This is a genomic window from Qipengyuania sp. GPGPB31, assembly GCF_038396345.1.
Taxonomy (GTDB): Bacteria; Pseudomonadota; Alphaproteobacteria; order Sphingomonadales; family Sphingomonadaceae; genus Qipengyuania; species Qipengyuania citrea.
On the sequence record NZ_CP149572.1, the window covers coordinates 1,111,581 to 1,134,987 of the forward strand.

General features: G+C 63.3%; 27 protein-coding genes. 8 read left to right on the forward strand and 19 right to left on the reverse strand.

Annotation, left to right across the window (positions count from 1 at the left end):
- Positions 1–15: 15 nt before the first annotated feature.
- The 14 genes from rpsC to WKH79_RS05740 all read right to left on the reverse strand — a co-directional run bounded on the left by rpsC (position 16) and on the right by WKH79_RS05740 (position 10,721).
- Positions 16–711, reverse strand: coding sequence for a 30S ribosomal protein S3 (gene rpsC, locus WKH79_RS05675; RefSeq protein WP_050599051.1), 696 nt, complete (start codon positions 709–711; stop codon positions 16–18).
- A gap of 1 nt (position 712) precedes the next feature.
- Positions 713–1,090, reverse strand: a complete 378-nt coding sequence (gene rplV / locus WKH79_RS05680) for a 50S ribosomal protein L22 (protein WP_050599052.1) — start codon at positions 1,088–1,090, stop codon at positions 713–715.
- Positions 1,090–1,365 (reverse strand): 30S ribosomal protein S19, encoded by a 276-nt coding sequence (gene rpsS, locus WKH79_RS05685; RefSeq protein ID WP_050599053.1) that lies wholly within the window; start codon positions 1,363–1,365, stop codon positions 1,090–1,092. Before rpsS ends, rplV begins: the two co-directional genes overlap by 1 nt.
- 6 nt (positions 1,366–1,371) lie before the next feature.
- The gene (rplB, locus tag WKH79_RS05690; RefSeq protein ID WP_341859871.1) at positions 1,372–2,208 is read right to left on the reverse strand and encodes a 50S ribosomal protein L2; all 837 of its coding nucleotides are present in this window, start codon (positions 2,206–2,208) and stop codon (positions 1,372–1,374) included.
- A 14-nt stretch (positions 2,209–2,222) separates the two neighbouring features.
- Positions 2,223–2,531 (reverse strand): 50S ribosomal protein L23, encoded by a 309-nt coding sequence (locus tag WKH79_RS05695; RefSeq protein WP_050599055.1) that lies wholly within the window; start codon positions 2,529–2,531, stop codon positions 2,223–2,225.
- On the reverse strand, positions 2,524–3,147 hold the full coding sequence (gene rplD, locus WKH79_RS05700; RefSeq protein ID WP_341859872.1) for a 50S ribosomal protein L4: 624 nt from the start codon (positions 3,145–3,147) through the stop codon (positions 2,524–2,526). Before rplD ends, WKH79_RS05695 begins: the two co-directional genes overlap by 8 nt.
- Positions 3,148–3,150: 3 nt before the next feature.
- Entirely contained in the window at positions 3,151–4,017 is an 867-nt protein-coding gene (gene rplC / locus WKH79_RS05705) for a 50S ribosomal protein L3 (protein WP_050599057.1), read from the reverse strand.
- Positions 4,018–4,290: 273 nt separating this feature from the next.
- Entirely contained in the window at positions 4,291–4,602 is a 312-nt protein-coding gene (gene rpsJ, locus WKH79_RS05710; protein ID WP_006831877.1) for a 30S ribosomal protein S10, read from the reverse strand.
- Positions 4,603–4,927: 325 nt separating this feature from the next.
- Positions 4,928–6,118, reverse strand: a complete 1,191-nt coding sequence (gene tuf / locus WKH79_RS05715) for an elongation factor Tu (protein ID WP_050599058.1) — start codon at positions 6,116–6,118, stop codon at positions 4,928–4,930.
- 93 nt (positions 6,119–6,211) lie between these two features.
- Complete coding sequence (gene fusA / locus WKH79_RS05720) at positions 6,212–8,305, reverse strand: elongation factor G (RefSeq protein WP_050599059.1); 2,094 nt, start codon at positions 8,303–8,305, stop codon at positions 6,212–6,214.
- Between the two features lie 117 nt (positions 8,306–8,422).
- On the reverse strand, positions 8,423–8,893 hold the full coding sequence (gene rpsG, locus WKH79_RS05725) for a 30S ribosomal protein S7 (protein WP_050599060.1): 471 nt from the start codon (positions 8,891–8,893) through the stop codon (positions 8,423–8,425).
- A gap of 272 nt (positions 8,894–9,165) precedes the next feature.
- Positions 9,166–9,537, reverse strand: a complete 372-nt coding sequence (gene rpsL, locus WKH79_RS05730) for a 30S ribosomal protein S12 (protein WP_006831873.1) — start codon at positions 9,535–9,537, stop codon at positions 9,166–9,168.
- A 398-nt stretch (positions 9,538–9,935) separates the two neighbouring features.
- Positions 9,936–10,364, reverse strand: coding sequence for a hypothetical protein (locus tag WKH79_RS05735; RefSeq protein WP_341859873.1), 429 nt, complete (start codon positions 10,362–10,364; stop codon positions 9,936–9,938).
- Positions 10,365–10,466: 102 nt separating this feature from the next.
- A complete protein-coding gene (locus WKH79_RS05740; RefSeq protein ID WP_230833688.1) occupies positions 10,467–10,721 on the reverse strand; it encodes a cold-shock protein in 255 nt (84 codons plus the stop codon).
- 244 nt (positions 10,722–10,965) lie between these two features.
- Here WKH79_RS05740 and WKH79_RS05745 point away from each other — a divergent pair, with 244 nt between their 5' ends.
- The 3 genes from WKH79_RS05745 to WKH79_RS05755 all read left to right on the forward strand — a co-directional run bounded on the left by WKH79_RS05745 (position 10,966) and on the right by WKH79_RS05755 (position 13,550).
- Entirely contained in the window at positions 10,966–11,691 is a 726-nt protein-coding gene (locus WKH79_RS05745) for a HipA family kinase (RefSeq protein ID WP_341859874.1), read from the forward strand.
- Positions 11,691–12,539 carry a DUF3037 domain-containing protein gene (locus WKH79_RS05750; protein ID WP_341859875.1) on the forward strand — a complete coding sequence of 283 codons (849 nt, stop codon included), beginning with the start codon at positions 11,691–11,693 and terminating at the stop codon, positions 12,537–12,539. Before WKH79_RS05745 ends, WKH79_RS05750 begins: the two co-directional genes overlap by 1 nt.
- Positions 12,540–12,785: 246 nt before the next feature.
- A complete protein-coding gene (locus tag WKH79_RS05755; RefSeq protein ID WP_341859876.1) occupies positions 12,786–13,550 on the forward strand; it encodes a hypothetical protein in 765 nt (254 codons plus the stop codon).
- A 38-nt stretch (positions 13,551–13,588) separates the two neighbouring features.
- Here the strand turns inward: WKH79_RS05755 and WKH79_RS05760 are convergent, their stop codons facing one another.
- On the reverse strand, positions 13,589–13,873 hold the full coding sequence (locus WKH79_RS05760) for a DUF1289 domain-containing protein (protein ID WP_341859877.1): 285 nt from the start codon (positions 13,871–13,873) through the stop codon (positions 13,589–13,591).
- An 88-nt stretch (positions 13,874–13,961) separates the two neighbouring features.
- Here WKH79_RS05760 and WKH79_RS05765 point away from each other — a divergent pair, with 88 nt between their 5' ends.
- Together WKH79_RS05765 and WKH79_RS05770 are read left to right on the forward strand one after the other, a co-directional pair.
- Positions 13,962–14,288, forward strand: a complete 327-nt coding sequence (locus WKH79_RS05765) for a hypothetical protein (RefSeq protein ID WP_341859878.1) — start codon at positions 13,962–13,964, stop codon at positions 14,286–14,288.
- Between the two features lie 94 nt (positions 14,289–14,382).
- Positions 14,383–15,027, forward strand: a complete 645-nt coding sequence (locus WKH79_RS05770; RefSeq protein ID WP_228135176.1) for a GNAT family N-acetyltransferase — start codon at positions 14,383–14,385, stop codon at positions 15,025–15,027.
- 27 nt (positions 15,028–15,054) lie between these two features.
- Here the strand turns inward: WKH79_RS05770 and WKH79_RS05775 are convergent, their stop codons facing one another.
- The 4 genes from WKH79_RS05775 to WKH79_RS05790 all read right to left on the reverse strand — a co-directional run bounded on the left by WKH79_RS05775 (position 15,055) and on the right by WKH79_RS05790 (position 18,899).
- The gene (locus tag WKH79_RS05775; RefSeq protein ID WP_050599232.1) at positions 15,055–15,672 is read right to left on the reverse strand and encodes a TadE/TadG family type IV pilus assembly protein; all 618 of its coding nucleotides are present in this window, start codon (positions 15,670–15,672) and stop codon (positions 15,055–15,057) included.
- 1 nt (position 15,673) lies between these two features.
- On the reverse strand, positions 15,674–16,285 hold the full coding sequence (locus WKH79_RS05780; RefSeq protein WP_050599233.1) for a TadE/TadG family type IV pilus assembly protein: 612 nt from the start codon (positions 16,283–16,285) through the stop codon (positions 15,674–15,676).
- Positions 16,286–16,293: 8 nt separating this feature from the next.
- Positions 16,294–17,877, reverse strand: a complete 1,584-nt coding sequence (locus WKH79_RS05785) for a Tad domain-containing protein (protein ID WP_341860094.1) — start codon at positions 17,875–17,877, stop codon at positions 16,294–16,296.
- A 218-nt stretch (positions 17,878–18,095) separates the two neighbouring features.
- Positions 18,096–18,899, reverse strand: a complete 804-nt coding sequence (locus WKH79_RS05790; RefSeq protein ID WP_063511389.1) for a LysR substrate-binding domain-containing protein — start codon at positions 18,897–18,899, stop codon at positions 18,096–18,098.
- Positions 18,900–19,031: 132 nt separating this feature from the next.
- On the opposite strand from WKH79_RS05790, the gene WKH79_RS05795 reads away from it, so the two are divergent.
- The 3 genes from WKH79_RS05795 (at position 19,032) to WKH79_RS05805 (ending at position 23,398) form a co-directional block, all read left to right on the forward strand.
- Complete coding sequence (locus tag WKH79_RS05795; RefSeq protein WP_341859879.1) at positions 19,032–21,200, forward strand: RNA degradosome polyphosphate kinase; 2,169 nt, start codon at positions 19,032–19,034, stop codon at positions 21,198–21,200.
- Positions 21,197–22,726, forward strand: a complete 1,530-nt coding sequence (locus WKH79_RS05800; protein ID WP_341859880.1) for a Ppx/GppA family phosphatase — start codon at positions 21,197–21,199, stop codon at positions 22,724–22,726. The genes WKH79_RS05795 and WKH79_RS05800 overlap by 4 nt, the downstream gene beginning before the upstream one ends.
- Positions 22,727–22,789: 63 nt before the next feature.
- The gene (locus tag WKH79_RS05805) at positions 22,790–23,398 is read left to right on the forward strand and encodes a DUF305 domain-containing protein (protein WP_050599238.1); all 609 of its coding nucleotides are present in this window, start codon (positions 22,790–22,792) and stop codon (positions 23,396–23,398) included.
- Positions 23,399–23,407: the final 9 nt, after the last annotated feature.

Here is a 23,407-nt window from a genome sequence, read left to right on the forward strand (position 1 = left end):
TTCCTAATCCTGCAATCAGCGCGCCGGACGGACGCCCGAGGTCTGGGCTTCCATCATCAGGCGGTCATGGGCAGTCGGGTCATGCGCCAGGATTTCGCCCTTGAAGATCCAGCACTTGATGCCGATGATCCCGTAGGCGGTCAGCGCTTCGGCTTCCGCATAGTCGACGTTTGCACGCAGCGTGTGAAGCGGAACGCGGCCTTCGCGATACCATTCCACGCGGGCGATTTCGGCACCGCCCAGACGGCCACCGCAAACGATCTTGATGCCTTCGGCGCCAAGCCGCAGGGCCGACTGCACCGCACGCTTCATGGCGCGGCGGAAGGCGACACGGCGGATCAGCTGATCGGCAATGCCCTGGGCGACGAGCTTGGCATCGATTTCCGGCTTGCGGATTTCAACGATGTTCAGCTTCACTTCGCTTGCGGTCATCTTGGCCAGCTTGGTGCGCAGCTTTTCGATGTCTGCGCCCTTCTTGCCGATGATGACACCGGGACGGGCAGCATAGATCGAGATGCGGCACAGCTTGGCCGGACGTTCGATCACGACCTTCGAGATCGCCGCCTGCGGCAGGCTGTTCACGATGTGCTTGCGGATTTCGATGTCTTCGCTGAGCAGCTTGGCATAGTCGCGCCCTTCGGCGTACCAGCGGCTGTCCCAGGTGCGGTTGATCTGCAGACGCAGACCGATCGGATTGCTCTTCTGACCCATCTTACGCCTCTTCCTGCTCGCGGACGACGATGCGCAGGCGGCTGAACGGCTTCAGGATGCGCGTCGACTTGCCGCGGCCACGCGTGTGGAACCGCTTCATGGTGATCGACTTGCCCACGGAAGCCTCGGCAACGACCAGCGCGTCAACATCGAGGTTGTGGTTGTTTTCCGCATTGGCGATCGCCGATGCGAGGACCTTGGTGGCGTCCCTAGCCATCGCCTTCTTCGAGAAAGCGAGGATATTGAGCGCCTCTTCGGCCTTCTTGCCGCGGATCAGACCGGCAACGAGATTGAGCTTCTGCGCCGAACCACGGATCGTGGTACCAACGGCCAGAGCCTCGTTATCCGCAACGCGGCGGGGTGCTTTCTGCTTGCTCATCAGCGCTTACCCTTCTTGTCGGCAGCATGACCCGGGAAGGTGCGCGTGGGCGCGAACTCGCCGAGCTTGTGGCCGACCATCTCTTCCGAGACGGAGACCGGGATGAACTTGTGTCCGTTGTAGACGTTGAACGTCAGACCAACGAACTGCGGCAGGATGGTGGAACGGCGCGACCAAGTCTTGATCGGCTTGGAGCCACCGGCGTCCTGGGCGGTCTCTGCCTTCTTCAGAAGGCTGAGCTCGACGAACGGACCTTTCCAGACGGAACGAGCCATGTCGGATTACCTCTTTTTCTTCGCGTGGCGCGAACGGATGATCATCTTGTCCGTCTGCTTGTTCTTGCGGGTACGGGCGCCCTTGGTCGGCTTGCCCCACGGAGTGACCGGATGACGGCCACCGCTGGTGCGGCCTTCACCGCCGCCGTGCGGGTGGTCGACCGGGTTCTTGGCGACACCGCGGGTCAGCGGCTTGACGCCCATCCAGCGACGACGACCGGCCTTGCCCAGGTTCTGGTTCTGGTTGTCCGGGTTCGACACGGCACCGACCGTTCCCATGCAGTCGGCGCGCAGGTAACGCTGCTCGCCGCTGTTGAGACGCACGATGACCATGCCGCGGTCACGACCGACCAGCTGGACGTAGGAACCGGCTGCGCGGGCGATCTGGCCGCCCTTGCCCGGCTTCATTTCCACGTTGTGGCAGATCGTACCGACCGGCATCTGGCCGAGCAGCATGGCGTTGCCGGGCTTAGTGTCGGCCTTCTCGGCAGCGATGACCTTGTCGCCGACAGCGAGACGCTGCGGAGCGAGGATGTAGGCCAGTTCGCCATCGGTGTACTTGACCAGGGCGATGAACGCGGTCCGGTTGGGATCGTATTCAAGCCGTTCGACGGTGCCTTCGACGTCCCACTTGCGACGCTTGAAGTCGACGTAGCGGTACTTCTGCTTGTGGCCGCCGGCCATGCCGCGCGAAGTGACGTGACCCTTGTTGTTGCGGCCACCGGTCTTGCGCTTGCCTTCGACGAGCGACTTGACCGGCTTGCCCTTGTAGAGGCCCGACTTGTCGACGAGGATCAGGCCGCGACGGCCCGGGCTCGTTGGTTTGTAGTTCTTGAGTGCCATTTCTCTCTAGCCCCTCAGATACCGCTGGTGACGTCGATGGAATCGCCGTCTTTCAGAGTGACGATGGCTTTCTTCATGTCCGTGCGCTTGTAGGGCTTGCCCTTCCAGCGCTTGGTCTTGCCCTTCGTCACGATGGTGTTCACGCCCATGACCTTGACGTCGAAGATAGCCTCGATCGCTTCCTTGATCTGCGGCTTGCTCGCATCATTGGCGACCTTGAAGACGACGGCGTTGTTTTCCGACGCCAGCGTGGCCTTCTCGGTGATGTGCGGTGCGAGCACGACGTCGTAGTGACGCGCTTCCACTTCCTGCTTCTTAGCCATTGAACCGGGCCTCCAGCTTTTCGACCGCGTCCTTGGTGAGGACCAGCGTGTCGTGCTTCAGGATGTCGTAGACGTTCGCGCCCATGGCCGGCAGTACGTTGACGCCGGGCAGGTTGCGGGCCGCCTTGCTGAAGCCATCGTCGACGCTTGCGCCGTCGATGACCAGAACCTTGCCGTTCCAGCCAGCCTTGCCGAACAGGCCCTTGAGCGCCTTGGTCTTGGCGTCCTTGAGCTCGAGGCTGTCGACGACGACGAGGCCGTCCTTCGCCTTGCTCGACAGAGCCATCTTGAGGCCGAGTGCGCGGACCTTCTTGTTCAGCGACTGCTCGAAGTCACGCTTGCGCGCGCCATGAGCCTTACCGCCGCCAATGAAGATCGGAGCGCCGCGGTCGCCGTGACGAGCGCCGCCCGAACCCTTCTGCGGGCCGAACTTCTTGCCGGTACGCGCGACATCCGAACGCTCACGCGTCGGACGGGCGGTGCCGCGGCGGTTTTCGAGCTGCCAGGTGACAACGCGATGCAGGATATCGGCACGCGGCTCGACACCGAAGACGTCATCGTTCAGTTCGATGTCGCCCGACGCCTTGCCGTCGATTTTCTGGACCTTCACCTTCACGGATCAGCCCTCCTTGTTTTCGTCCGAGCCGGTGTCGGCTGCGGGCGTATCGGTGGTGTTTTCGGTTTCGGCACCAGCTTCCTGTTCCTTCAGCAGCGCTTCCTGCTGCTCGGGGGAAACTTCCGTACCGGGCTCGTGCTCGGCAGCGCTCTCGACCAGGCCGGCATCAGCTTCCTGATGCTCGAACTCGTCGCGGTTGCGATACATCACGCCGGGGAACGGGAGTTCGCCGTGCGCGATCTTGACCGCATCCTTGACCAGCAGCCAACCGTTCTTCGCACCCGGGACCGAACCCTTGACGAAGAGCAGGCCGCGATCGGCGTCGGTGCGAACGATCTCGAGGTTCTGCTGGGTGCGCTGACGGTCGCCCATGTGGCCGGCCATCTTCTTGCCCTTGAACACGCGACCCGGATCCTGACGGTTACCCGTCGAACCGTGCGAACGGTGCGAGAGCGAAACGCCGTGCGTTGCACGCAGACCACCGAAGCCCCAGCGCTTCATCGCGCCGGCGAAACCCTTACCCTGGGTGTGACCGGTGATGTCGACCTTCTGGCCGGCGATGAAGTGTTCGGCCGAAATGCGGGCACCGACCGGAAGCAGGGCTTCTTCGGTGTCGACGCGGAATTCGGCGACCTTCATCTTGAGCGGAACTTCAGCCTTGGCGAAAGCTTCGCGCTGCGGCTTGTTGACGTTCTTCTGCTTGGCTTCGCCCGAGCCGACCTGAACCGCGAAATAACCATCGCGATCTTCGGTGCGGTGAGCAGTAACCTGGCAATTTTCCAGAGCGAGAACGGTAACCGGCACGTGCCGGCCGTCCTCCTGGAAGAGGCGGGTCATCCCGACTTTCTTTGCGATAACGCCTGTGCGCATCGTAAAACTCCTAACACAGAGGCACCCCGGCCCATCCGAGGTGCTTGCCAGCCCGTTTTAAGATGCGTCGCCCCGTCCGGGCTGAGTGCCACCTCGGCAAATTGCCTTGGCAGCGAGACGGGGGACGCAGACCCGGATCAATCCGGCGGTATCCCGATGTCTTGCCGAACCTCGCGGTCCAGCGGGGCTATCGAGTGCCCCGAAACTTTGCGGCCAGTTAGCGTCTGGCCAGCTCGACGGCAAATCCCGCCATGCGGGACTTGCGGCAAACTCTTAAGCGAGCTTGATTTCGACGTTCACGCCCGCAGCAAGGTCGAGCTTCATCAGCGCGTCGACCGTCTGGGCGTTCGGCTGCACGATGTCGAGCAGCCGCTTGTAGGTACGCACCTCGAACTGCTCGCGCGACTTCTTGTCGATGTGCGGGCCGCGGTTCACGGTGAACTTCTCGATGCGCGTCGGCATGGGAATGGGGCCGCGAATAAGTGCACCTGTACGACGCGCGGTGTCTGCAATTTCGCCAGTTGCCTGGTCGAGAACGCGATGGTCGAACGCCTTGAGGCGAATGCGGATATTCTGAGCTTCCATTACCTACACCGATGCGAAAGAGCCAATGGACCAACAAAGGTCCACAAAAAAGAAAGGCCCACCCTGTCAGCGCCCGGTTTCCCGGAACGGGCGACCTTTCATGAATTCGTTGTCGAGGCCGCCAATGGCGGTGATTCCTCATCCTGTGAGCGCGCCTATACGGGTGAGTCACCGGTCTGGCAACCCCTCAATCCCGCCGATCTGAAGATGACGGAATATGACACGGCGACCCGTGCCCGAAGAACGGTTAGCACGCCCTCATAAAACGAAGGCCCGCCCCTCGTGACGAGGAGCGGGCCCGCGATTTGACTGTGATCGACGAAGCTTACTTCGTGATGTTGGCCACGACGCCCGAGCCGACGGTACGACCGCCTTCGCGGATTGCGAAGCGCAGGCCTTCGTCCATGGCGATCGGCGCGATCAGCTTGACGTTGATCGTCACGTTGTCGCCCGGCATCACCATTTCGGTGCCTTCGGGAAGGATCACTTCGCCGGTGACGTCGGTGGTGCGGAAGTAGAACTGCGGACGGTAGTTCGCAAAGAACGGCGTGTGACGGCCGCCTTCGTCCTTCGACAGGACGTAGACTTCTGCGCTGAACTCGGTGTGCGGCGTAACCGAACCGGGCTTGGCCAGAACCTGGCCACGCTCGACGTCGTCACGTGCAACACCGCGGATGAGCGCACCGATGTTGTCGCCGGCTTCGCCGCGATCGAGCAGCTTGCGGAACATTTCAACGCCGGTGACGGTCGTCTTGGTGGTGTCCTTGATGCCGACGATTTCACATTCGTCGCCGACGTTCACAACGCCGGTTTCGACACGGCCGGTGACAACCGTACCACGACCCGAGATCGAGAACACGTCTTCGATCGGCATCAGGAATGCCTGGTCGACCGGACGTTCCGGCTGCGGGATGTGCTCGTCGACGGCCTTCATCAGCTCGATGATCGATTCCTTGCCGATGTTGTCGTCACGGCCTTCAAGAGCGGCCAGAGCCGAGCCCTTGATGATCGGAATGTTGTCACCATCGAAATCGTAAGCGGTGAGCAGTTCGCGAACTTCGAGTTCGACGAGCTCGAGGATTTCCTCGTCGTCGACCTGGTCGACCTTGTTGAGGTAAACGACCAGCGCAGGAACGCCGACCTGACGCGAAAGCAGGATGTGCTCGCGGGTCTGGGGCATGGGGCCGTCGGCTGCGTTCACGACCAGGATCGCGCCGTCCATCTGGGCGGCACCGGTGATCATGTTCTTCACGTAGTCGGCGTGACCCGGGCAGTCGACGTGCGCGTAGTGACGTCCGTCCGTTTCGTATTCGACGTGCGCGGTCGAGATGGTGATACCACGCTCGCGCTCTTCGGGCGCCTTGTCGATGTTTGCGAAATCAACAGCCGCACCACCATAGGTTTCGGCCATCACCTTCGTGATCGCCGCGGTCAGCGTGGTCTTGCCATGGTCAACGTGACCGATGGTGCCCACGTTGACGTGCGGCTTGTTACGCTCGAACTTTTCCTTCGCCATTTTCCAATAACCTCTGTCTTAAAATTTGGGATTTCTGCGGGGAGGAAACGGCGCCCGCTGAATCAGGCGCCGCCCCTAGACCTCAAAGCTCGCTTACGCAAGCTTCTCCTTGACTTCCTGCGCGACACTCGCCGGCACTTCGTCGTAGTGGCTGAACTGCATCGAGTACTGCGCACGGCCCTGAGTGAACGAACGCAGCTCGTTCACGTAGCCGAACATGTTGGCCAGCGGGACGAAAGCATCGACCGCCTGGGCATTGCCGCGGCTGTCGGTGCCCTGGATCTGGCCACGACGCGAGTTGATATCGCCGATGACGTCCCCGAGGTAGTCCTCGGGAGTCACGACTTCGACCTTCATCACCGGCTCGAGCAGCTTGATACCGGCACGCTCGGCCACTTCGCGCATCGCACCGCGACCGGCGATTTCGAACGCGATCGCCGACGAGTCGACATCGTGATACGCACCGTCGTACAGCGTGACGCTGAAGTCGATGATCGGGAAGCCGACAAGATGGCCGCTTTCGGCCTGCTCGCGGAAGCCCTTCTCGATCGCGGGAATGTATTCCTTCGGAATGTTACCGCCCTTGATCTCGTCTTCGAAGACGAAGCCCTGGCCGCGCTCACCCGGGGTGACCTTGACCTTGACGCGGCCGAACTGGCCCGAGCCACCCGACTGTTTCTTGTGGGTGTAGTCGACGTCGACCGGCTTGCCGAGATATTCGCGGTAAGCCACCTGCGGCGCACCGACATTGGCCTCGACCTTGAACTCGCGCTTCATGCGATCGACGAGGATGTCGAGGTGAAGCTCGCCCATGCCCTTGATGATCGTCTGACCGCTTTCGTGGTCGGTCGACACGCGGAAGCTGGGATCCTCGGCAGCCAGGCGGTTGAGCGCGACGCCCATCTTTTCCTGGTCGGCCTTGGTCTTGGGTTCGACCGACAGTTCGATGACCGGTTCGGGGAACTCCATCCGTTCGAGAATGATCGGGTTGGCCGGATCGCACAGCGTGTCGCCGGTGGTGGTTTCCTTCAGGCCGGCAATCGCCACGATGTCGCCCGCGAAGGCCTCATCGATGTCTTCGCGATTGTTCGAGTGCATCAGCAACATGCGGCCGATCTTTTCCTTCTTCTCCTTGACCGAGTTCAGGACCGAACCCTTGGTCAGGTGACCCGAATAGACACGGGTGAAGGTGAGCGAGCCGACGAACGGGTCGTTCATGATCTTGAAGGCCAGGGCCGAGAACGGCGCTTCGTCCGAAGACGGGCGCGTCTGCTCTTCGTCGCTGTCGGGCAGCACGCCCTTGATGGCCGGCACGTCGAGCGGGCTCGGCATGTAGTCGACCACCGCGTCGAGCAGGGGCTGGACGCCCTTGTTCTTGAACGCCGAGCCGCAGATCACGGGCACGAAGTCGCGCGCCATGGTGCCCTTGCGGATCAGCTTCTTGAGCGTCGCTGCGTCGGGCTCTTCGCCTTCGAGATAGGCTTCCATGACATCGTCGTCCTGTTCGACGGCGGTCTCGATCAGCTTTTCGCGATATTCGGCGGCCTTGTCAGCGAGGTCGGCGGGGATGTCGACATACTTGAAGTCAGCGCCAAGCCCGTCGTTTTCCCAGACGATACCGCGGTTATTCACGAGGTCGACCACGCCCGACAGATCGCTTTCCGCGCCGATCGGGAGGTAGAGCACCAGCGGGGTGGCGCCGAGACGGTCGATGATCGACTGCACGCAATAGTAAAAATCGGCGCCGGTGCGGTCGAGTTTGTTGATGAAGCACATGCGCGGGACGCCGTACTTGTCGGCCTGACGCCAGACGGTTTCGGACTGGGGTTCGACCCCGGCCACGCCGTCGAACACGGCAACCGCACCGTCGAGCACGCGCAGGCTGCGTTCGACTTCGATGGTGAAGTCGACGTGCCCGGGAGTGTCGATGATGTTGATGCGGTGCTTCTCGCCCTTGCCGTCCTCGTTCTGCCAGAACGTGGTCGTCGCGGCCGAGGTGATGGTGATGCCGCGTTCCTGCTCCTGCTCCATCCAGTCCATCGTCGCGGCGCCGTCATGGACTTCGCCGATCTTGTAGGACTTGCCGGTGTAGTAGAGGATACGCTCGGTCGTGGTGGTCTTGCCGGCATCGATGTGGGCCATGATGCCGATGTTGCGGTACCGCTCCAGCGGATATTCGCGAGCCATGTGGATTTCCTCGATTTCGGGGTTAGCGCAGCTGCACGCCCCATATGGGTATCAGTATGACCGCTTGAAGACCGCGGGGAAGGAAACCCCCTCCCCCGGCCTTACAAGCAGGGCGCCCTACCAGCGATAATGCGAGAAGGCGCGGTTGGCGTCCGCCATGCGGTGCGTGTCTTCGCGCTTCTTGACCGCATTGCCGCGGTTGTTGGCGGCATCCATGAGCTCGCCCGAGAGGCGTGCCGACATGGTGGTTTCCGGACGGCTGCGTGCCGCCGAGATCAGCCAGCGGATGGCCAGCGCCTGGGCGCGTTCGGGACGCACTTCGACGGGGACCTGGTAGGTCGCACCGCCGACGCGGCGGCTGCGCACTTCGACCTGCGGCTTGATGTTTTCCAGCGCGGTGTGGAACATTTCCACCGGGTTCGCCTTGGCCTTGGCCTCGACCACGTCGAGCGCGGTGTAGACGATGCCTTCGGCAACCGCCTTGCGGCCGTCATACATCAGGTTGTTCATGAACTTCGACAGCACCTGATCACCAAACTTGGGATCGGGCAGGATTTCCCGCTTCTCGGGACGACGACGACGTGACATTTTTTCAAACTCCTTCGGAGTGCGGCGAAACCTCCGTTTCGCCTTGCGGCTCCGGCCCGCTCCCCCTCCCGGCCACCCAGAGACTACCTCGGTGGGGTAGCCGGGAGGAGGATCGAACCGGATCCGCGTGAAAACGAATTCCCGGGCTCTGTGTCGGCCCGGCTCCCTCTCCCGACCACCCTATCGGACAATGCCATGGGTGGTCGGGAGGGGGAGACGGGCTGGCGCAGAGGTCGACACGGATGTGTCGACCGCACCCGAAAACAAAAACCCTACTTCGGACGCTTGGCGCCGTACTTCGAACGGCTCTGCTTGCGGTCCTTGACACCCTGCGTGTCGAGCACGCCGCGCAGCACGTGGTAGCGCACGCCGGGAAGGTCGCGCACACGGCCGCCGCGGATCAGCACGACGCTGTGTTCCTGCAGGTTGTGGCCTTCGCCGGGGATGTAGGAGATGACTTCGCGCTGGTTGGTCAGGCGGACCTTGGCCACTTTACGCAGAGCCGAGTTCGGCTTCTTCGGGGTCGTCGTATAGACGCGGGTGCAGACACCGCGCTTCTGCGGGTTCTGTTCCATCGCAGGGACCTTGCTCTTGGCCTTCTGCGGAACGCGGCCCTTGCGGACCAGCTGGTTGATCGTCGGCATGAGTTCTCTCTTCACCGTGTGCCCGGCCCGGATGGGCCAAAGCGTTGGAGGTGACGACTAGCGGGTTATCGGCGGTGTGATTTGGTCCAGCGTCACCCCAGCGCAGGCTGGGGTCTGTTTCCGCAAGCACGACGCAAGCGGCACGAGATTCCAGCGTTCGCTGGAATGACGACTGAACTGAATCACTCCACCCACGGCCCACATGGCCACCGGGTTACTTTGACGGCTGCCCCGAGCGTTCCCAGGGGGATCGCTGCAATAGAAAAAGCCCGGGCGCATGACGCACCAGGCTCCGGGACATGACCGGCAATGTTCAGCTCTATCTGCCCTGTGAGGGAATCACGCGAGGCGGTTCCTGCACCGGATGGGGGCGCACATAGTTGGATGGGGGTGCGCGGTCAAGCCGTCCGGCATTCGTCCGCTGCACCCGTGTGCGAAAGCTGCCGCATGTGTTCGGCCACCGCAAGGTCGAGATCCTGATAGACATAGGCGCCGACATGGTACTGGCGCAGCAGCGTGGTCCGCACCGCGGCGGGCGCGATCCCCTCGGGCGGGTCGAGCGCACCGCCCTCCCCTTCCCATGAATTGACCGCCGCCGCTGCGGCCGGCTGCCCGGCCGCCCCGGCATAGGTGCCGTAGATGATCGTGTCGGGCTCGGCCAGCCGCATGGGTGCCTCGTGATCCTGCCGCAATGCGCGCAGCTGGCGGATCCGTTCGGCATATTCCGCCACTTTGGTAAAATGGTCGTCGCGGCCCCGGTCGTCGCCGGCGGCGCTGGCTTGCATCACCGAGACCTGGTGGGCGTGGAGCAGTTCGTTGAGATCCATGGCACAGTCCCTTTCGGCGAATTGCCCCTGTCGGCGGAGCGCGGCGGGCGCGGTGGGAAAAGCCCGGGCGCACCTTGCGATGCGCCCGGGTCCCCGACCCGATCAGTTGGTCTGTGCAGCAGCCTGCTTGGGCTTGTCGCCGACTGCCTGCGTTTCGCGGCGCAGGTTCATGGCTTCGGGCTTCTTGCCGTCGACCTGGCGGGTTTCGTAGCCGAAGCGCTGGCCCTGTTCGGGGGCGGCTGCGTCCTTGTGCAGATCGGCCTTGACGAAGGCGAGCGGTTCGCCGCCCTTTTCGGGCGAGATGGTGCCGCTGCCCTTGCCGGTGTCATAGGTCTTGATGTTGCCAAAATGGGACATGGGATCATTCCTTCAATTGCGCGCAGGCGTTCATCAGCGACCGCTTGTGCGCGGGCTAAGAGGCGGAATGGAAAGAAGGGAAGGCAACTGGCCCTCGGGACCGTCGATCACGACTGGTAGCTGACCTTAAGATGGGGGCAGCGTGCGGGGCTTACAATGGGTCATGGGTGTGGGGAACTAGAATGAAGTTATTGTCGCACCCTCTAAATGTGCTTAGCTCTAGCCCGAGCGAAGGATGCCGCATTTGATTGAGACACTATCAGTCATTGAAGTGATTGATCCAATCGCAAGTGGCATGACAGAGCCCTATCGGTGCCGCCTTTCTGATGATAACCTATACGCAGTCAAAGGCCGCCAAGCTCTCATAAAGGGGCTCATCTCCGAAACTGTTTGTGCTCACTTAGCACGCAAAATGGGGATACCAATTCCAGACTTCGCGATCGCGCACATCGATCAGGTATTAATCACAGCGGCAGGTGATCCGCAGTTTAATTCTTCGATAGGCGCAGGATATGGTTTCGCATCGTTGTGGATTGAACCGACGCAACCGTTGCCACGGTCCCTAATCCCAGAACTCGATAGCCGCCTCATGGCCACCATCTATGCGTTCGATCACTGGATTAAGAACGGCGACCGGAGCCTGACTGAGCATGGGGGCAACCCAAATCTCATGATCGAGCTGGGGTCGAACTCCCTAATTGCTTTTGATCATAATCTCGCATTTTCAGAGAGCTACTCCCCCACAGAATTAGAGGTTCATGCATGCCGCGAGGCGTGGCTGGACGAGAGCAAAAACTTGGTGTTTAGAGGAGAGTGTGAACGCAAATTTGACGAAGCATCATCTGGTTTGCGGCACTTCATCGACGATCTTCCAACTGACTGGCTAGATGCGGAAGATGGATTGGCAGACCAGATTGCGAAGACCCTAGCTAGGTCAGCTTCTGATCAATTCTGGGATGAGATGGGTTAGTGGGCATTTTTCGGTATCTTATTGTGCGATTTCGCCCGTATGCCGAAACAGGTGAATTTGCGAACATTGGTGTGATCGTTTTCGATCTTGAAAACGATGAGGCGGATTTTCGTTTGGCGAATCGGCGCTTTGCGAGAATCGGACATTTTTTCGACCCTAAAGCCCATGGCGCGTACTCACTTGCTATCCAGAATTTGCGGATCGAAATTCCAAGAATTGTCGAATATCTGCCGGAAGCAATCGCTTCACACTCAGTTAGCGAAAAGGATCACTTCTGGGATCTAAAAGAATCTAGCATCCTATTTTCTACTCCAAGAGTGATTAGGAGCGACCTTCATCTCACGGAACTTACAAATCAGCTTTTTGATAGATTTATCAAACGAAATTTCGAAAAGCCTGAAGCACTCGAATCCGCATTAGTTCGAGATATTCGACAGATATTGAAGCGGGGAGGCTTGACGCACTTTAAGGGCATCTCAATCAATGATGATCTTATACCTCTTAAGCTTCCTCTGGGCTATAAGAACGAGCACCTAGCCGCCATAAAGCCTTTAGCTTTCGATCACAAAAACCCACTACATATTATCGATTATGGAGCCCACTGGAAGAAGCGACTTTCTTATCATCTTGACAAAGGGAATCTCTTTGAGGGTCGATTACTTTTACCATTGAAGCTACCCCAAACGGCCGAGGGATCTCATCGTGATGCTTTCGAGGTATCCTATGAAGATTTAAAAGAATTGCCCTTCGATTTCACCGTAGATGTGGGTAACGAAAGCAGCATCGCTAGCGACGTCTTGGATTTCGCCAGTAGATTTCCCCCGACCCAACCTCGCTGGATTAATTGAATCCAAGCGATCCGCATAGAAATACGTGAAATAATTCGTCAAGTCGGAATTACTTCGTTCTTCTACGGCGGGCGGAGAGCGTCTGTTTCTTCTAGGTCGCACTTCGCTTCGTCTTTACCGTCTTCTCTCAAAAACCTTAGCTATAATATTGGCCGCCGATCTACGTGCTCAACCCTGCGTTTGGATCAGCTGTTCAGTTAGAAAGCTTTTTCCTACTTCGCCAAAACCTGCATGTTAAGGCAGGTTATGGACGAACCCACCCGTAAGATCGCACGACAAGCCACTTCGGTGGTGGCTTACTGCGGCGACGTGCCCGAGGACGACGATCCGCTCCTCGGCTTCGCGCCCTTCCTCCACACGGCCCCACGCCGCAATTCGATCACGCCCGAGCTCCAGCGGCGCTTCGTATCCACGCTCGCCGCGACCGGCATCGTAAAGGTTGCGGCCAAGCGGATCGGGAAGAGCCTCGAGGCGCTGTACAAGCTGCGCGCGCGGCCGGGGGCGGAGGGGTTCGCCGGGGCCTGGGACGCGGCGCTCGAGCGCGGGGCGGCGCGGCTCGAGGACATGGCGATGGAGCGCGCCATGCTGGGCACGCGCACGCCGATCGTCTCGGGCGGCGAGATCCTCGGCCATTGGGACAAGCCCGACAATGCGCTGCTGCGCTTCCTCCTCGCGCACCGCCTGCCCGCGCGCTACGGCGCGCAGGCGCGCGAAATCGGCCCCGGCCACCCGGTGTGGGAGGAGCTGGCCGCGCAGGCGCGCGCCGAAGTGGCCGAGATCAAGCGAACCTTGCAGGACGAGGTCGCCGCGCGCGCGATCGCCTTGCAGACCTTCCGCCGGCGGCGGCTGTGGCGCCAGCGGCAGGCGGCGGGCGCCAGGGCGGGCGACATCACCGATGCGTGGGAGGCCGAGGACGCCGATGGCAAGCCGCAGCTGCCCGCGTGGGACGATGCCGCGGTGCGCCGCGCGCGGACGATCCTGGCGGAGATGGAAGCGGACCCGCCGTTCTGACCGCTATGCGCAAGGCGCCGGGGATATGGCGGAACGGTTCAGCGCTGCAGCGCGCGGCCGCCGGTCATCGGGTCGACCAGATGCGTGATGTCGCGCGGGGTGTGCGCGGGCGCGCGGCGTTCCAGCCGCAGCACGCCCGTGGGCGGATCGCCGGCCAGCGCGGCGGCGGCGCGTACCTCGGCAGCGGCGAGGATCTCGCGCTGGCGCGCCTCGCTCGCCACGGTCCATTCGCCGATCTCGTCCCAGCTGCGGCCGCAGCCGGTGCAATGGGTCTGGGCCGGATCGAGGCGGCAAACGCCGATACAGGGAGAGGCCAAGGTCATGCCGACGGGGTAAAATGGCACCGCGAGTCGGTCAAGCAGGTGGAACCACGAAGCGGCCTTTACCTTTGAGTTACAAAGGAGATCGACGATGCCGCCAACCGCAAGCGATTCGCCCGCCGCAGCCACCGATACCGCCGGGGACGCGGCGGCGCTGTACCTCGTGTGGCACGACCCCGAGGCCGCGCCCGCGGGGCCGCTCGACCTGCATGGCGACGGGCATCCGCTGGCCGACGGGCTGTGGCTGATCCGCTCGCCGCTGAGCCGCTCGAAGCTGTATCACCGGATCAAGTGGCAATTGCCCGGCGACGCCGCGCTCGCCTGTGCGCCGCTGGCGGACGATGCGGACGGCTGGCCCAAGTTCAAGGGCATGGCGGCGGGCGCGCTGGCGTGGCTGCGCGGGGGTTCGGCCGGGTGAGCGATCTGTGGGCGACGCAGGTGCTGGCGCGGCGCGGCGAATGGCTTTAGGCTCGGCCGCGCGCGGCGGGTGCCGCACAGCGTGGAGAGGATCGATGGCCGACAGCGGCGACATACCTGCGGGACTGCGCGCGCCGGACGATTGCGGCGAGGCGTCGATCGTCACCCGGCTGGAAGACGGGCGCGCGATCTGCATCCGCACGGTGACCCCGGGCGACGAGGGACGCCTGCGCGCCGGCATTGCGGCGATGAGCCCGCGCTCGCGCTACCTGCGGTTCTTCTCCGGCGGGGCGAGCCCGCCCGACTGGGTGATCGAACGATTGCTTGATGCCGATGGCGTGCTGCACCTCGCCTGGGGCGCGCTCGACCTGACCGATCCCGCGCAGCCGGCGATGGGCGTGGTCCACGCGATGCGCCCCGATGCGGGCGACGCGGTGGCGGAATTCTCGGTCGGGGTGGTCGATGCCTACCACGGGCTCGGCGTGGGCCGGCTGCTCACTGCGACGCTGCTGATCGACGCCGCGGCGGGCCGGATGGAGGCGCTGCGGGCGCATGTACTGTCGGAAAACGACGCCGCGCGCAGCTTCATCAAGCGGCTCGGCGGTGTGCATGTCGGGCAGGACGGACCGCAGGCCGAATACCGGCTCGAGGTCGCCCCCGCGCTCGACCGGCTGCGCGAGGAACGCCACCCGCCCGGGGTGAGCGACATCTTCGCGCATTTCGATGGCCCGGCAGGCTAGGAACGGCGGGAACCGCGCGGGCTGCGCTCAGCAGTCCATCTCGTCGAGGTTCTGCGTGTTGCTGATCTCGTTGTTCTGGCGCCCGCGCACGTTGAACGCGCTTTCGTAGCGGATCGTCGGCGGATCGAAGAAACCGGTGTCGACCAGCGGCTGATAGTCGTAGGTGGCCTCGACGAACATCACCGCGGTGCCTTCGAGCGCAGTGATCGTGTTGCTCCCATTGCCCATCCCGAACTCGAGGTCGTCGTTGTTCTTGCCGTCGCCTTCGACGCCATAGGACGACGAGACAGCCGTATCGTCGCCCCAGCAGCGTTGCCAGACGATGGTCTGCCCTTCCCTGCTGCCCGAGCGCCCGTTGTGCTCGAGGCTGGACAGCACGATACGGCCGTTTTCCTTGAACCCCAGCGCGCTGGAATTCGCTTCCGCCCCGCTGAACACTTCGTAGATATTGGCTTCGTCGATCCCCGAGGTCACGCGGCCCGCATTATCGGCCACGGTCATCGCCATCTGGCTGACCCGCAGGTGGGCCAGGGCGAGGTTCGTCAGTTCCAGACCGGCCAGCACCAGTGTGAGGAAGATCGGCGCCGCAAAGGCGAACTCGGTCAGGGCGAGGCCGCGGCTGTCGCGGCGCAGGGAGCGCAGCATCTCAAGCACAGATCACCGCCGCGTTGGCCTGCTGCCCGAAGGGCTGGTTGCGCACTGCAGCCTGCAGTTCGAATTCGATGGTCGGGTTGATCGTGGGAATGAACGCGTGAAGCGGAAATAACCGCGGCGCGCTGACATCGGCGACATAGTGCACGACATCCTCGGCCCCGCCCTGCCCGGTCTTGCCCGCATCGGTATCGAACTGGCCGTTGCCGTTCGCGTCTTCCCAGCAATCGCCGTCGGCGGCATCGAACTGGCCGTTGCTGTTGTGATCGGTCATCAGCTTTTCCGGGTTCCCGATGTTCGAGAAATCGAAATAGCTTTGCTGGGTGACGTTTACCGTCGCATTCGGCGAGACCTTGCGCACCGTGCCGCGGATAAGGTTCTCGACCTTTTCCTCCACTGTCGAACCCGAAGCGTTGATCGCGGGGGCTTCCACCGCAGCCCGGCGCGCCGCATCGTTGAGGGACCCCTGCAGGACCGAGCGCACGTAGCTGTTGTACCCCAGTTCGATCCCGCCCATCAGCAGGATGACCATCGGAACGAGGATGATCGCGAACTCGACGATCGTCGCGCCGCTATCGTCCCGGCGGATGCCGCGCAGCCTGGACATCGCCTGCCTCACCGCGTCAGCCTCAGATTGCCGATCCCGCGACCGATCCGTTCAAAGATGCTCTCGAGGTCCGATCCGTCGGAAGTATAGAAATGGTCGGAGGTCGTTGCGCAGTCTTCGATATCGTCGGTATCGGTGACGTCGAGCGCAATCACCCAGATGGTCGTGCCGGTCGACTTCACGCGGTCGCATATCGAATCGAAGCGGTTGATGTGCTTGGTCGTCTGCGACTGCGACCCCTGGATCCGGTTGTGATAGCGATCGACGCCGAAGGCCGAATACAGCGTATCGCCGGTATCGAGCTTCCCGTCGGTCATGAAGACGATATGGCGGTTGACGGGCACGATACCGTGCTGCGTCGGATTTTCGGAGGCGAACATGCCCGTCGGCGACAGGAAGCGTGCCCCCCACAGCATACCGATGTCGTGATAGGTACCGCCGGTGACGTTGGCGGTGGCGGCATTCACGGCGTTCTGGAACGCGGTTTCGGACGCGTAGGTTTTCAGCTTCTGCGACTGCGAAGGGCACCCGTTCTGCGACTGGCCGTTCTGACTGTCAGGATCGTAGCGGCCCCATTGATAGGCGGCGCTGTTGCCGTTGTTCGAAGCGGTTTCGTCGATGTCAGCCTGGCTAACCGTCTGCAGGATAGTCACCGGGCTGCCCCGCTGCCCGACACTCGAGCGTTCCTCGATGCACCCTTCGCTCGTGCTGCGGAAACCGTTGGTGTTTTTCCACTTGGTATCGTTGATCTTTACCGTAACGTCGCCGGGATATTTGTACTGCGGATCGTAGGTATAGGTGCGCCGCGTACTGCTCTGGTTTCTGTAGCCACTGCTAGGTGCGTTGTCTCGGTCATTATAGGTGTTCGTCGTGCAAGAATCGGTCCGCCACCACCAGCCGTCTTTGGTCTGGGAGCAAACGGTCTGCTCCCACTGCTCGCCTGCGTAGAGCTGGTCCTTGAGGACATCGTGATTCCCCAGGCTGCTCGCGACGTTCACCGTGTGCGAATAGGACACGATGCCGAAGCGGGTGATCGAGCCGTTGCTGGTATCGTCGAGCGCGCGAAACAGTCCCGCGGTGCCCGTGCGCAGCAATTCGATCTTGTCCTTGCTTCCGCCGGTCGAGGGACGCTGGGCCATCGACCCCGTGGTGTCGAGCACCAGCATCACGTCGTTATGGCCCAGGTCGCGCTTGGCGTTGCACTCGGCCTCGATCGGGATTGCGTCATAGCCGAAAATATACATCAGCATCGTGGGGATCGTGGCGCTTGCCTCACCCAGGAGCTGCGTGTTGTCGAGGGGATCCTTGCCGATATCGAAGACCCGGTCGCGCGCGCCCAGCGTTCCTTCGGGGAAGTTGAAGTCGAAGAACTTATCGGCTTCCGCTTCGTTCGCGCTCGTCCATCTGGTGCCGTCCATTGACTGGCGACCCGCGAGCGCCGCGGCGTCACAGGCGTTTTGCAGCTTGGCTTTCGCCATGTAGGCGAAGCTCAGGTCGAGCCCGCTGCCGACCACAAGGACAAGCGGCACCAAGGCTGCGGCGAAAATCGCCAGCGCGTTGCCCTTGGTGTCGGTACGAAGATTTTGCAGCATACGGTTCACAAAGCCAGCCCCCTGTGGCCCCGGACTAACCGTTGCACCGTTAAGATCACCTTACCTGCGCGGGTTAAGAACCGGTTGAAATCGGTTCACCATGCGCTCGCGGTCGCGCCTGCCGCGGGGCGGGTGGAACGGGGGAAGTTGGACGCTAACGGCCGCCGTCTTCGGCGATGCCTGCCGTGACGGCTTGGCGCGCGCCGCGCGCGGCCGGATTACAGTTCCGCGGACAGGAATTCGACCAGCGTGCGGACCTTCTTGGTCCGCCATTGCGGCGTCGGTGCCACCATCCAGTAGGCGCGTGTGCCGGTGTGCGGCCCGTCGAGCACTTCGAGCCGGCCCGCATCGATCGCATCCTTGACCAGCAGTTCGGGCAGGATCGCCTTGCCCAGCCCGGCCAGTGCCGAGGACAGCGCCTGGCCCGCGTTGGACACGCTTACATGCGCCGCAATCCCGTCCTGCAGGGGCAGGCCCCAATCGATCCACTGGTCGGGGGCGCCGCCGTGCTGCGCGGGCCGGGCCACCGTGACGCGGCGCGCCTCGTCGAGTTCGATGCCCTGCAGGTCGCCCGGCCCGTCGACCAGCCGGATCGCGCAATCGAGGTTCGCCTCGGTGAAATCGGCGTTCTCGTCGGCAACGAAGGTGAAACGGATATCGGGGTTGGCCTCGCCGAAGGTTGCCAGCCGCGGAGCCAGCCATTGCGCGTAGAATTCGCGCGGACAGGCGATCGTATAGCTGTCGGAAGCCTGGCCCGCCTGCATGGCGGAGACGCTTTCCTCGAACTTGAGGAACCCTTCGCGCAGCGCGTCGAGGCCCGCGGCGCCTTCCTGCGTCAGCTCCAGCCCCTTGCTGGTGCGGCGGAACAGCACCGTGCCGAGGTGATCCTCGAGCGCGCGGATCTGCTGGCCAACGGCGGCGGGCGTCACTGCCAGCTCGTCCGCGGCGCGGGTGAAGGAGAGATGCCGCGCGGCGGCATCGTAAACGCGCAGGGCGTTGAGAGGCAGGTGTGTACGCTTCATTGCGCGTTGCGACATAAATGCGGCAGCCGCAGGAAACAAGATGCCACCGCCCGCCCTTTCTTTTAGCGCGCCGGTCGGCCACACTGTCGCGCAACCGTCATATGCGAGGACCATGTTCCACACCGCACCACCATGACTGCAGAAACCTCCCCCCAGGCGCCGGCCAATGATGCCGGAGCGCAAGACGTCCCGGCCGCCGCGCAGGACCTTTACACCAACCGCGAGCTGAGCTGGCTGTCGTTCAACCGGCGCGTGCTCGCCGAAAGCGAGAACGAACGCTACCCGCTGCTCGAACGGCTGCGCTTCCTGTCGATTTCGGCGAGCAATCTCGACGAATTCACCATGGTCCGCATCGCCGGGCTGGAAGGCCAGGTGAACCGCGGGATCGAAACGCAGGCGATCGACGGGGCCAGCCCGCGCCAGCAGTTGGCCGCGATCCGCGACGAGCTGCTGCGGCTGGAAGACCGCCAGCAGGAGAGCCTCGACCGGCTGAGCGGGCTGCTGGCCGAAGAAGGCATCGTGCTGGCCCCGGCCAGCGCGCTGGCCGCCGAACAGCAGGACTGGCTGGCCGAATATTTCGAAAGCGACATCCTGCCGCTGATCACCCCGCAGGCGATCGACCCCAGCCACCCCTTCCCCTTCGTTGCCAACAAGGGGATCGGCGTGATCTTCCGGCTCAAGCGCGGCAAGCGCCAGGCCGACCTGATCGAAATGGTGCTGATCCCCAGCGGTGCGCCGCGCTTCGTCCGCGTGCCGGGGGAAAAGGCGATTTATGTCGCGATCGAACAGCTGGTGACGCGCTTTGCCGACCAGCTGTTCCCCGGCTTCAAGGTGCTCGGCGACGGGGTGTTCCGCGTGCTGCGCGACAGCGATATCGAGGTCGAGGAGGAAGCCGAGGACCTCGTGCGCTACTTCCGCACGGCGATCCAGCGGCGCCGCCGCGGCCGTACCGTGCTGCTCGAACTCGACGACGAATGCGACGACATCGCCGAGACGATGCTGCGCGAGGAGCTCGAGGTGCAAGAGAACATGATTGTCAAGTCGGGCGGGATGCTCGGCCTCGCCGATCTCGCCACGATCTGCAACGAACCGCGGCCCGATCTGAAATTCGAACCCTTCAGCCCGCGCTATCCCGAGCGGATCCTCGAACATGACGGCGACTGTTTTTCCGCCATTCGCGAGAAGGACCTCGTGATCCATCACCCGTTCGAGAGTTTCGACGTGGTGGTCGACTTCCTGCGGCAGGCCGCGCGCGACCCGGCGGTGATGTCGATCAAGCAGACGCTGTACCGTGCGGGCGACCAGTCGCCGGTGATCGCGGCGCTGATCGAGGCGGCGCAGAACGGGAAGGCAGTGACCGCGGTGGTCGAACTGAAGGCGCGTTTCGACGAGGAACGCAACATCCAGTGGGCCAGCGAGCTCGAACGCGTCGGCGTGCAGGTGATCTACGGCTTTACCGAATGGAAGACGCACGCCAAGGTCAGCCTGGTGGTGCGCCGCGAAGAGGACGGCTATCGCACCTACTGCCATTTCGGGACGGGCAATTACCACCCGATCAACGCCAAGATCTACACCGACCTCAGCTTCTTCACCGCCGATCCGGCGCTGGGGCGCGATGCGGCCAAGGTGTTCAATTTCATCACCGGCTATATCGAGCCCGACGATCTGGAAAAGCTGTCGCTGTCGCCGATCGACCTGCAGGCGCGGTTGTTCAGCCTGATCGACGCCGAGATCGCCAATGCGCGCGCGGGCAAGCCGGCGGGGATCTGGGCGAAGCTCAATTCGATCACCTACCGGCCGATGATCGACAAGCTCTACGAAGCCAGCCAGGCGGGGGTCGAGATCCACATGATGGTGCGCGGCATCTGCAGCCTGCGCGCGGGCCTGCCGGGCGTGTCGGAGAACATCCGCGTCAAGTCGATCATCGGCCGCTTTCTCGAACATTCGCGCGTCTGGGCCTTTGCCAATGGCAAGGCGCTGCCGAGCCGGCAGGCGAAGGTCTATCTGACCAGCGCCGACGCCATGAGCCGCAACCTGCTGCGGCGGGTCGAGGTGATGATGCCGATCACCAACAAAACAGTGCACGATCAGGTGCTGGGACAGGTCATGCTCGCCAATATCCTCGATACCGAACAGAGCTGGCAGCTCGAACCCGATGGCCAGTACCACCGGCTGCGGCAAGGCGACGGCGGGTTCAACTGCCACCAGTATTTCATGGCCAACCCCTCGCTGTCGGGCCGCGGTGCGGCGCTGGCCGAGCACGAGGTCCCGCGCCTCACGCTGGGAGGAGCGAGCGAATGAACAAGTCGCGTTCGGCCAAGTGGCAGCGCCGCCTGATCCAGCCGCCGCGCGCGGTCATCGACATCGGTTCGAACACCGTGCGCATGGTGATCTACGAAGGCACCGCGCGCGCGCCCGAAGTGGTGTGGAACGAGAAGGTCTCCGCCCGGCTCGGCCGCGATCTGGCGGATAGCGGCGCGATCCCCGAGGAAGCCGCCGAGGAAGCGCTGGCCGCGCTGGCGCGCTATGCGCTGATCCTGCATGACCTGGGGGTGGAGGACGTCCAGACCGTCGCCACCGCCGCCGCGCGCGACGCGACGAATGGCAGCGAATTCCTGGCCAGGGTGACTGCGCTCGGCCTGGAGCCGCGCCTGCTCTCGGGCGAGGAGGAAGCCACCGCCTCGGCGATGGGCGCGCTCGGCGCGTTCCCGGGCGCGCGCGGCGTGGTTGCCGACCTCGGCGGGGGCAGCCTCGAACTCGTCTCGGTGGCGGACAACAGCTGCCACGAGGCCGCCAGCCTGCAGCTCGGCACGCTGCGCCTGCCGGCCTTGCGCGCGCGCGGGTCCGAAGCGTTCGAACAGGCGGTGCGCAAGCAGCTCGGCTCGGCCGGCTGGGCCGCGGCGCACCCCGGGCCGATGTACATGATCGGCGGCACGTGGCGCGCGCTGGCGGCCTATGCGATGCGCTATTTCGACTATCCGCTGACCGACCCGCACGGCTTTTCCCTCGCCCCCGAGGACGCGCACCGGCTGGCGCAGGAGCTGGTCGCCGCCGACCCCGAGCAGCTGATGGAAATCTCGGGCATCAGCGCGATGCGCGCGCATTACCTGCCCGACGCCGCCGCGCTGCTGCGCCCGCTACTCGACACGATCGGTCCCGAGGAGCTGATATTCTCGTCCTGGGGCCTGCGCGAGGGCCTGCTCTACGCGCGCCTCGAACCGGCGCAGATGAAGGCCGACCCGCTGCTCGCGGGGGTTACCGCCTATGCCTCGCCGCGCGACGCCTCGATCACCGATGCGACGCTGTTGTCCGCCTGGACGGTCAGCCTCACCGATGGCGATGGCAGCGTCAACGAGCGGCTGCGGCTGGCCGCCGCGCAGCTGTCGGGCGCGTTGCAGCGGGTCGAACCCAACCTGCGCGTCAGCCATGCGATCGAATGGCCGCTGGGCAAGCGCTGGATCGACCTCGACGCGCGCGGCCGTGCGATGATCTGCGCCGCATTGTTCGGCAGCATGGGCCGCACCGACGTGCCCGAGAAGCTGAGCGAACTGGCAAGTGACGACGACCTGCGCGAAGGCATCACCTGGGGCCTGGGCTACCGCCTCGCCCGGCGGCTGGGCGGCGGCAGCCGCATGTCGCTCACCACCAGCGCGCTGAGGCGCAAGAAGAAGAGCCTCGTCCTGCGGCTCGACGAAAGCCGCGCGGCGCTGGCCACTTATCCCGCCATGCGCGAGTTCGAGGCACTGGCCGACTGGCTCGGCCTGAAACCGAAGGTCAAGGTCGGCAGCTTCAAGTTCGGCGGCGAGGAAGAGGAAGAAGAAGAGTAACCCCCGCGGGCCGGAACAACGCGCGGCGCCCGCCCGTTGGCTTTCCCGACAAGGGGAGAATCGATGACCGACGAACAGCGCAGTTCCGGCCACGGCATGTGGCCCACCTTCTTCGCCATGATCGCGACCTCCATCGTGACCATGTTCGTGCTGAAATATTCGGCGCTGTGGGAGCTCGACCACGCCTTCTTCAGCCAGACGCGCATGTGGATGGCGCTGATGATGGGCATGGCCATGATCGTGATCATGCTCGGCTTCATGTGGGGCATGTACCGCAGCCTCGCCACCAAGATCGCCGTGATGGCCCTCGCCTGCGTTGGCTTCGCGCTGTTCCTGTTCCTCGTGCGCAGCCAGCACACGGTCGAGGACGAGGCGTGGATGAAGGCCATGATCCCCCACCATTCGATCGCGATCCTCACCAGCGAGCGCGCCGCGATCAGCGATCCGCGCGTGCGCGAACTGGCCGATGCCATCATCGAGGCCCAGGTGAGGGAAATCGCCGAAATGAAACTGCTGCTGGCCGATATCGAGGCCAATGGCGAACGCGGGGACGGCACGCCGCTGGAACCGCGTACCGCGAAATTGACGCCCCGGCTGGAAGCCGAGGCGAAAGCCGTGCTCGATCGCCCGGTATCGGGCCCCGTCGAAGCCGAGGCGGGCCTGGCGCGCTAGCCAGCCCGC

Coding starts and splice junctions, on each gene's coding strand:
- WKH79_RS05765 (WP_341859878.1), top strand. CDS start 13,962: ATGCCGCCAACCGCAAGCGATTCGCCCGCCGCAGCCACCGATACCGCC.
- WKH79_RS05775 (WP_050599232.1), bottom strand. CDS start 15,672: ATGCTGCGCTCCCTGCGCCGCGACAGCCGCGGCCTCGCCCTGACCGAG.
- WKH79_RS05800 (WP_341859880.1), top strand. CDS start 21,197: ATGAACAAGTCGCGTTCGGCCAAGTGGCAGCGCCGCCTGATCCAGCCG.
- rpsS (WP_050599053.1), bottom strand. CDS start 1,365: ATGGCTCGTTCCGTCTGGAAAGGTCCGTTCGTCGAGCTCAGCCTTCTG.
- tuf (WP_050599058.1), bottom strand. CDS start 6,118: ATGGCGAAGGAAAAGTTCGAGCGTAACAAGCCGCACGTCAACGTGGGC.
- fusA (WP_050599059.1), bottom strand. CDS start 8,305: ATGGCTCGCGAATATCCGCTGGAGCGGTACCGCAACATCGGCATCATG.
- WKH79_RS05770 (WP_228135176.1), top strand. CDS start 14,383: ATGGCCGACAGCGGCGACATACCTGCGGGACTGCGCGCGCCGGACGAT.
- WKH79_RS05805 (WP_050599238.1), top strand. CDS start 22,790: ATGACCGACGAACAGCGCAGTTCCGGCCACGGCATGTGGCCCACCTTC.
- rplB (WP_341859871.1), bottom strand. CDS start 2,208: ATGGCACTCAAGAACTACAAACCAACGAGCCCGGGCCGTCGCGGCCTG.
- rpsG (WP_050599060.1), bottom strand. CDS start 8,893: ATGTCACGTCGTCGTCGTCCCGAGAAGCGGGAAATCCTGCCCGATCCC.
- rpsL (WP_006831873.1), bottom strand. CDS start 9,537: ATGCCGACGATCAACCAGCTGGTCCGCAAGGGCCGCGTTCCGCAGAAG.
- WKH79_RS05695 (WP_050599055.1), bottom strand. CDS start 2,531: ATGGCTAAGAAGCAGGAAGTGGAAGCGCGTCACTACGACGTCGTGCTC.
- WKH79_RS05735 (WP_341859873.1), bottom strand. CDS start 10,364: ATGGATCTCAACGAACTGCTCCACGCCCACCAGGTCTCGGTGATGCAA.
- rpsC (WP_050599051.1), bottom strand. CDS start 711: ATGGGTCAGAAGAGCAATCCGATCGGTCTGCGTCTGCAGATCAACCGC.
- rpsJ (WP_006831877.1), bottom strand. CDS start 4,602: ATGGAAGCTCAGAATATCCGCATTCGCCTCAAGGCGTTCGACCATCGC.
- rplC (WP_050599057.1), bottom strand. CDS start 4,017: ATGCGCACAGGCGTTATCGCAAAGAAAGTCGGGATGACCCGCCTCTTC.
- WKH79_RS05755 (WP_341859876.1), top strand. CDS start 12,786: ATGGACGAACCCACCCGTAAGATCGCACGACAAGCCACTTCGGTGGTG.
- WKH79_RS05790 (WP_063511389.1), bottom strand. CDS start 18,899: ATGAAGCGTACACACCTGCCTCTCAACGCCCTGCGCGTTTACGATGCC.
- WKH79_RS05795 (WP_341859879.1), top strand. CDS start 19,032: ATGACTGCAGAAACCTCCCCCCAGGCGCCGGCCAATGATGCCGGAGCG.
- WKH79_RS05780 (WP_050599233.1), bottom strand. CDS start 16,285: ATGTCCAGGCTGCGCGGCATCCGCCGGGACGATAGCGGCGCGACGATC.
- WKH79_RS05740 (WP_230833688.1), bottom strand. CDS start 10,721: ATGTCCCATTTTGGCAACATCAAGACCTATGACACCGGCAAGGGCAGC.
- rplV (WP_050599052.1), bottom strand. CDS start 1,090: ATGAGCAAGCAGAAAGCACCCCGCCGCGTTGCGGATAACGAGGCTCTG.
- WKH79_RS05785 (WP_341860094.1), bottom strand. CDS start 17,877: ATGCTGCAAAATCTTCGTACCGACACCAAGGGCAACGCGCTGGCGATT.
- WKH79_RS05760 (WP_341859877.1), bottom strand. CDS start 13,873: ATGACCTTGGCCTCTCCCTGTATCGGCGTTTGCCGCCTCGATCCGGCC.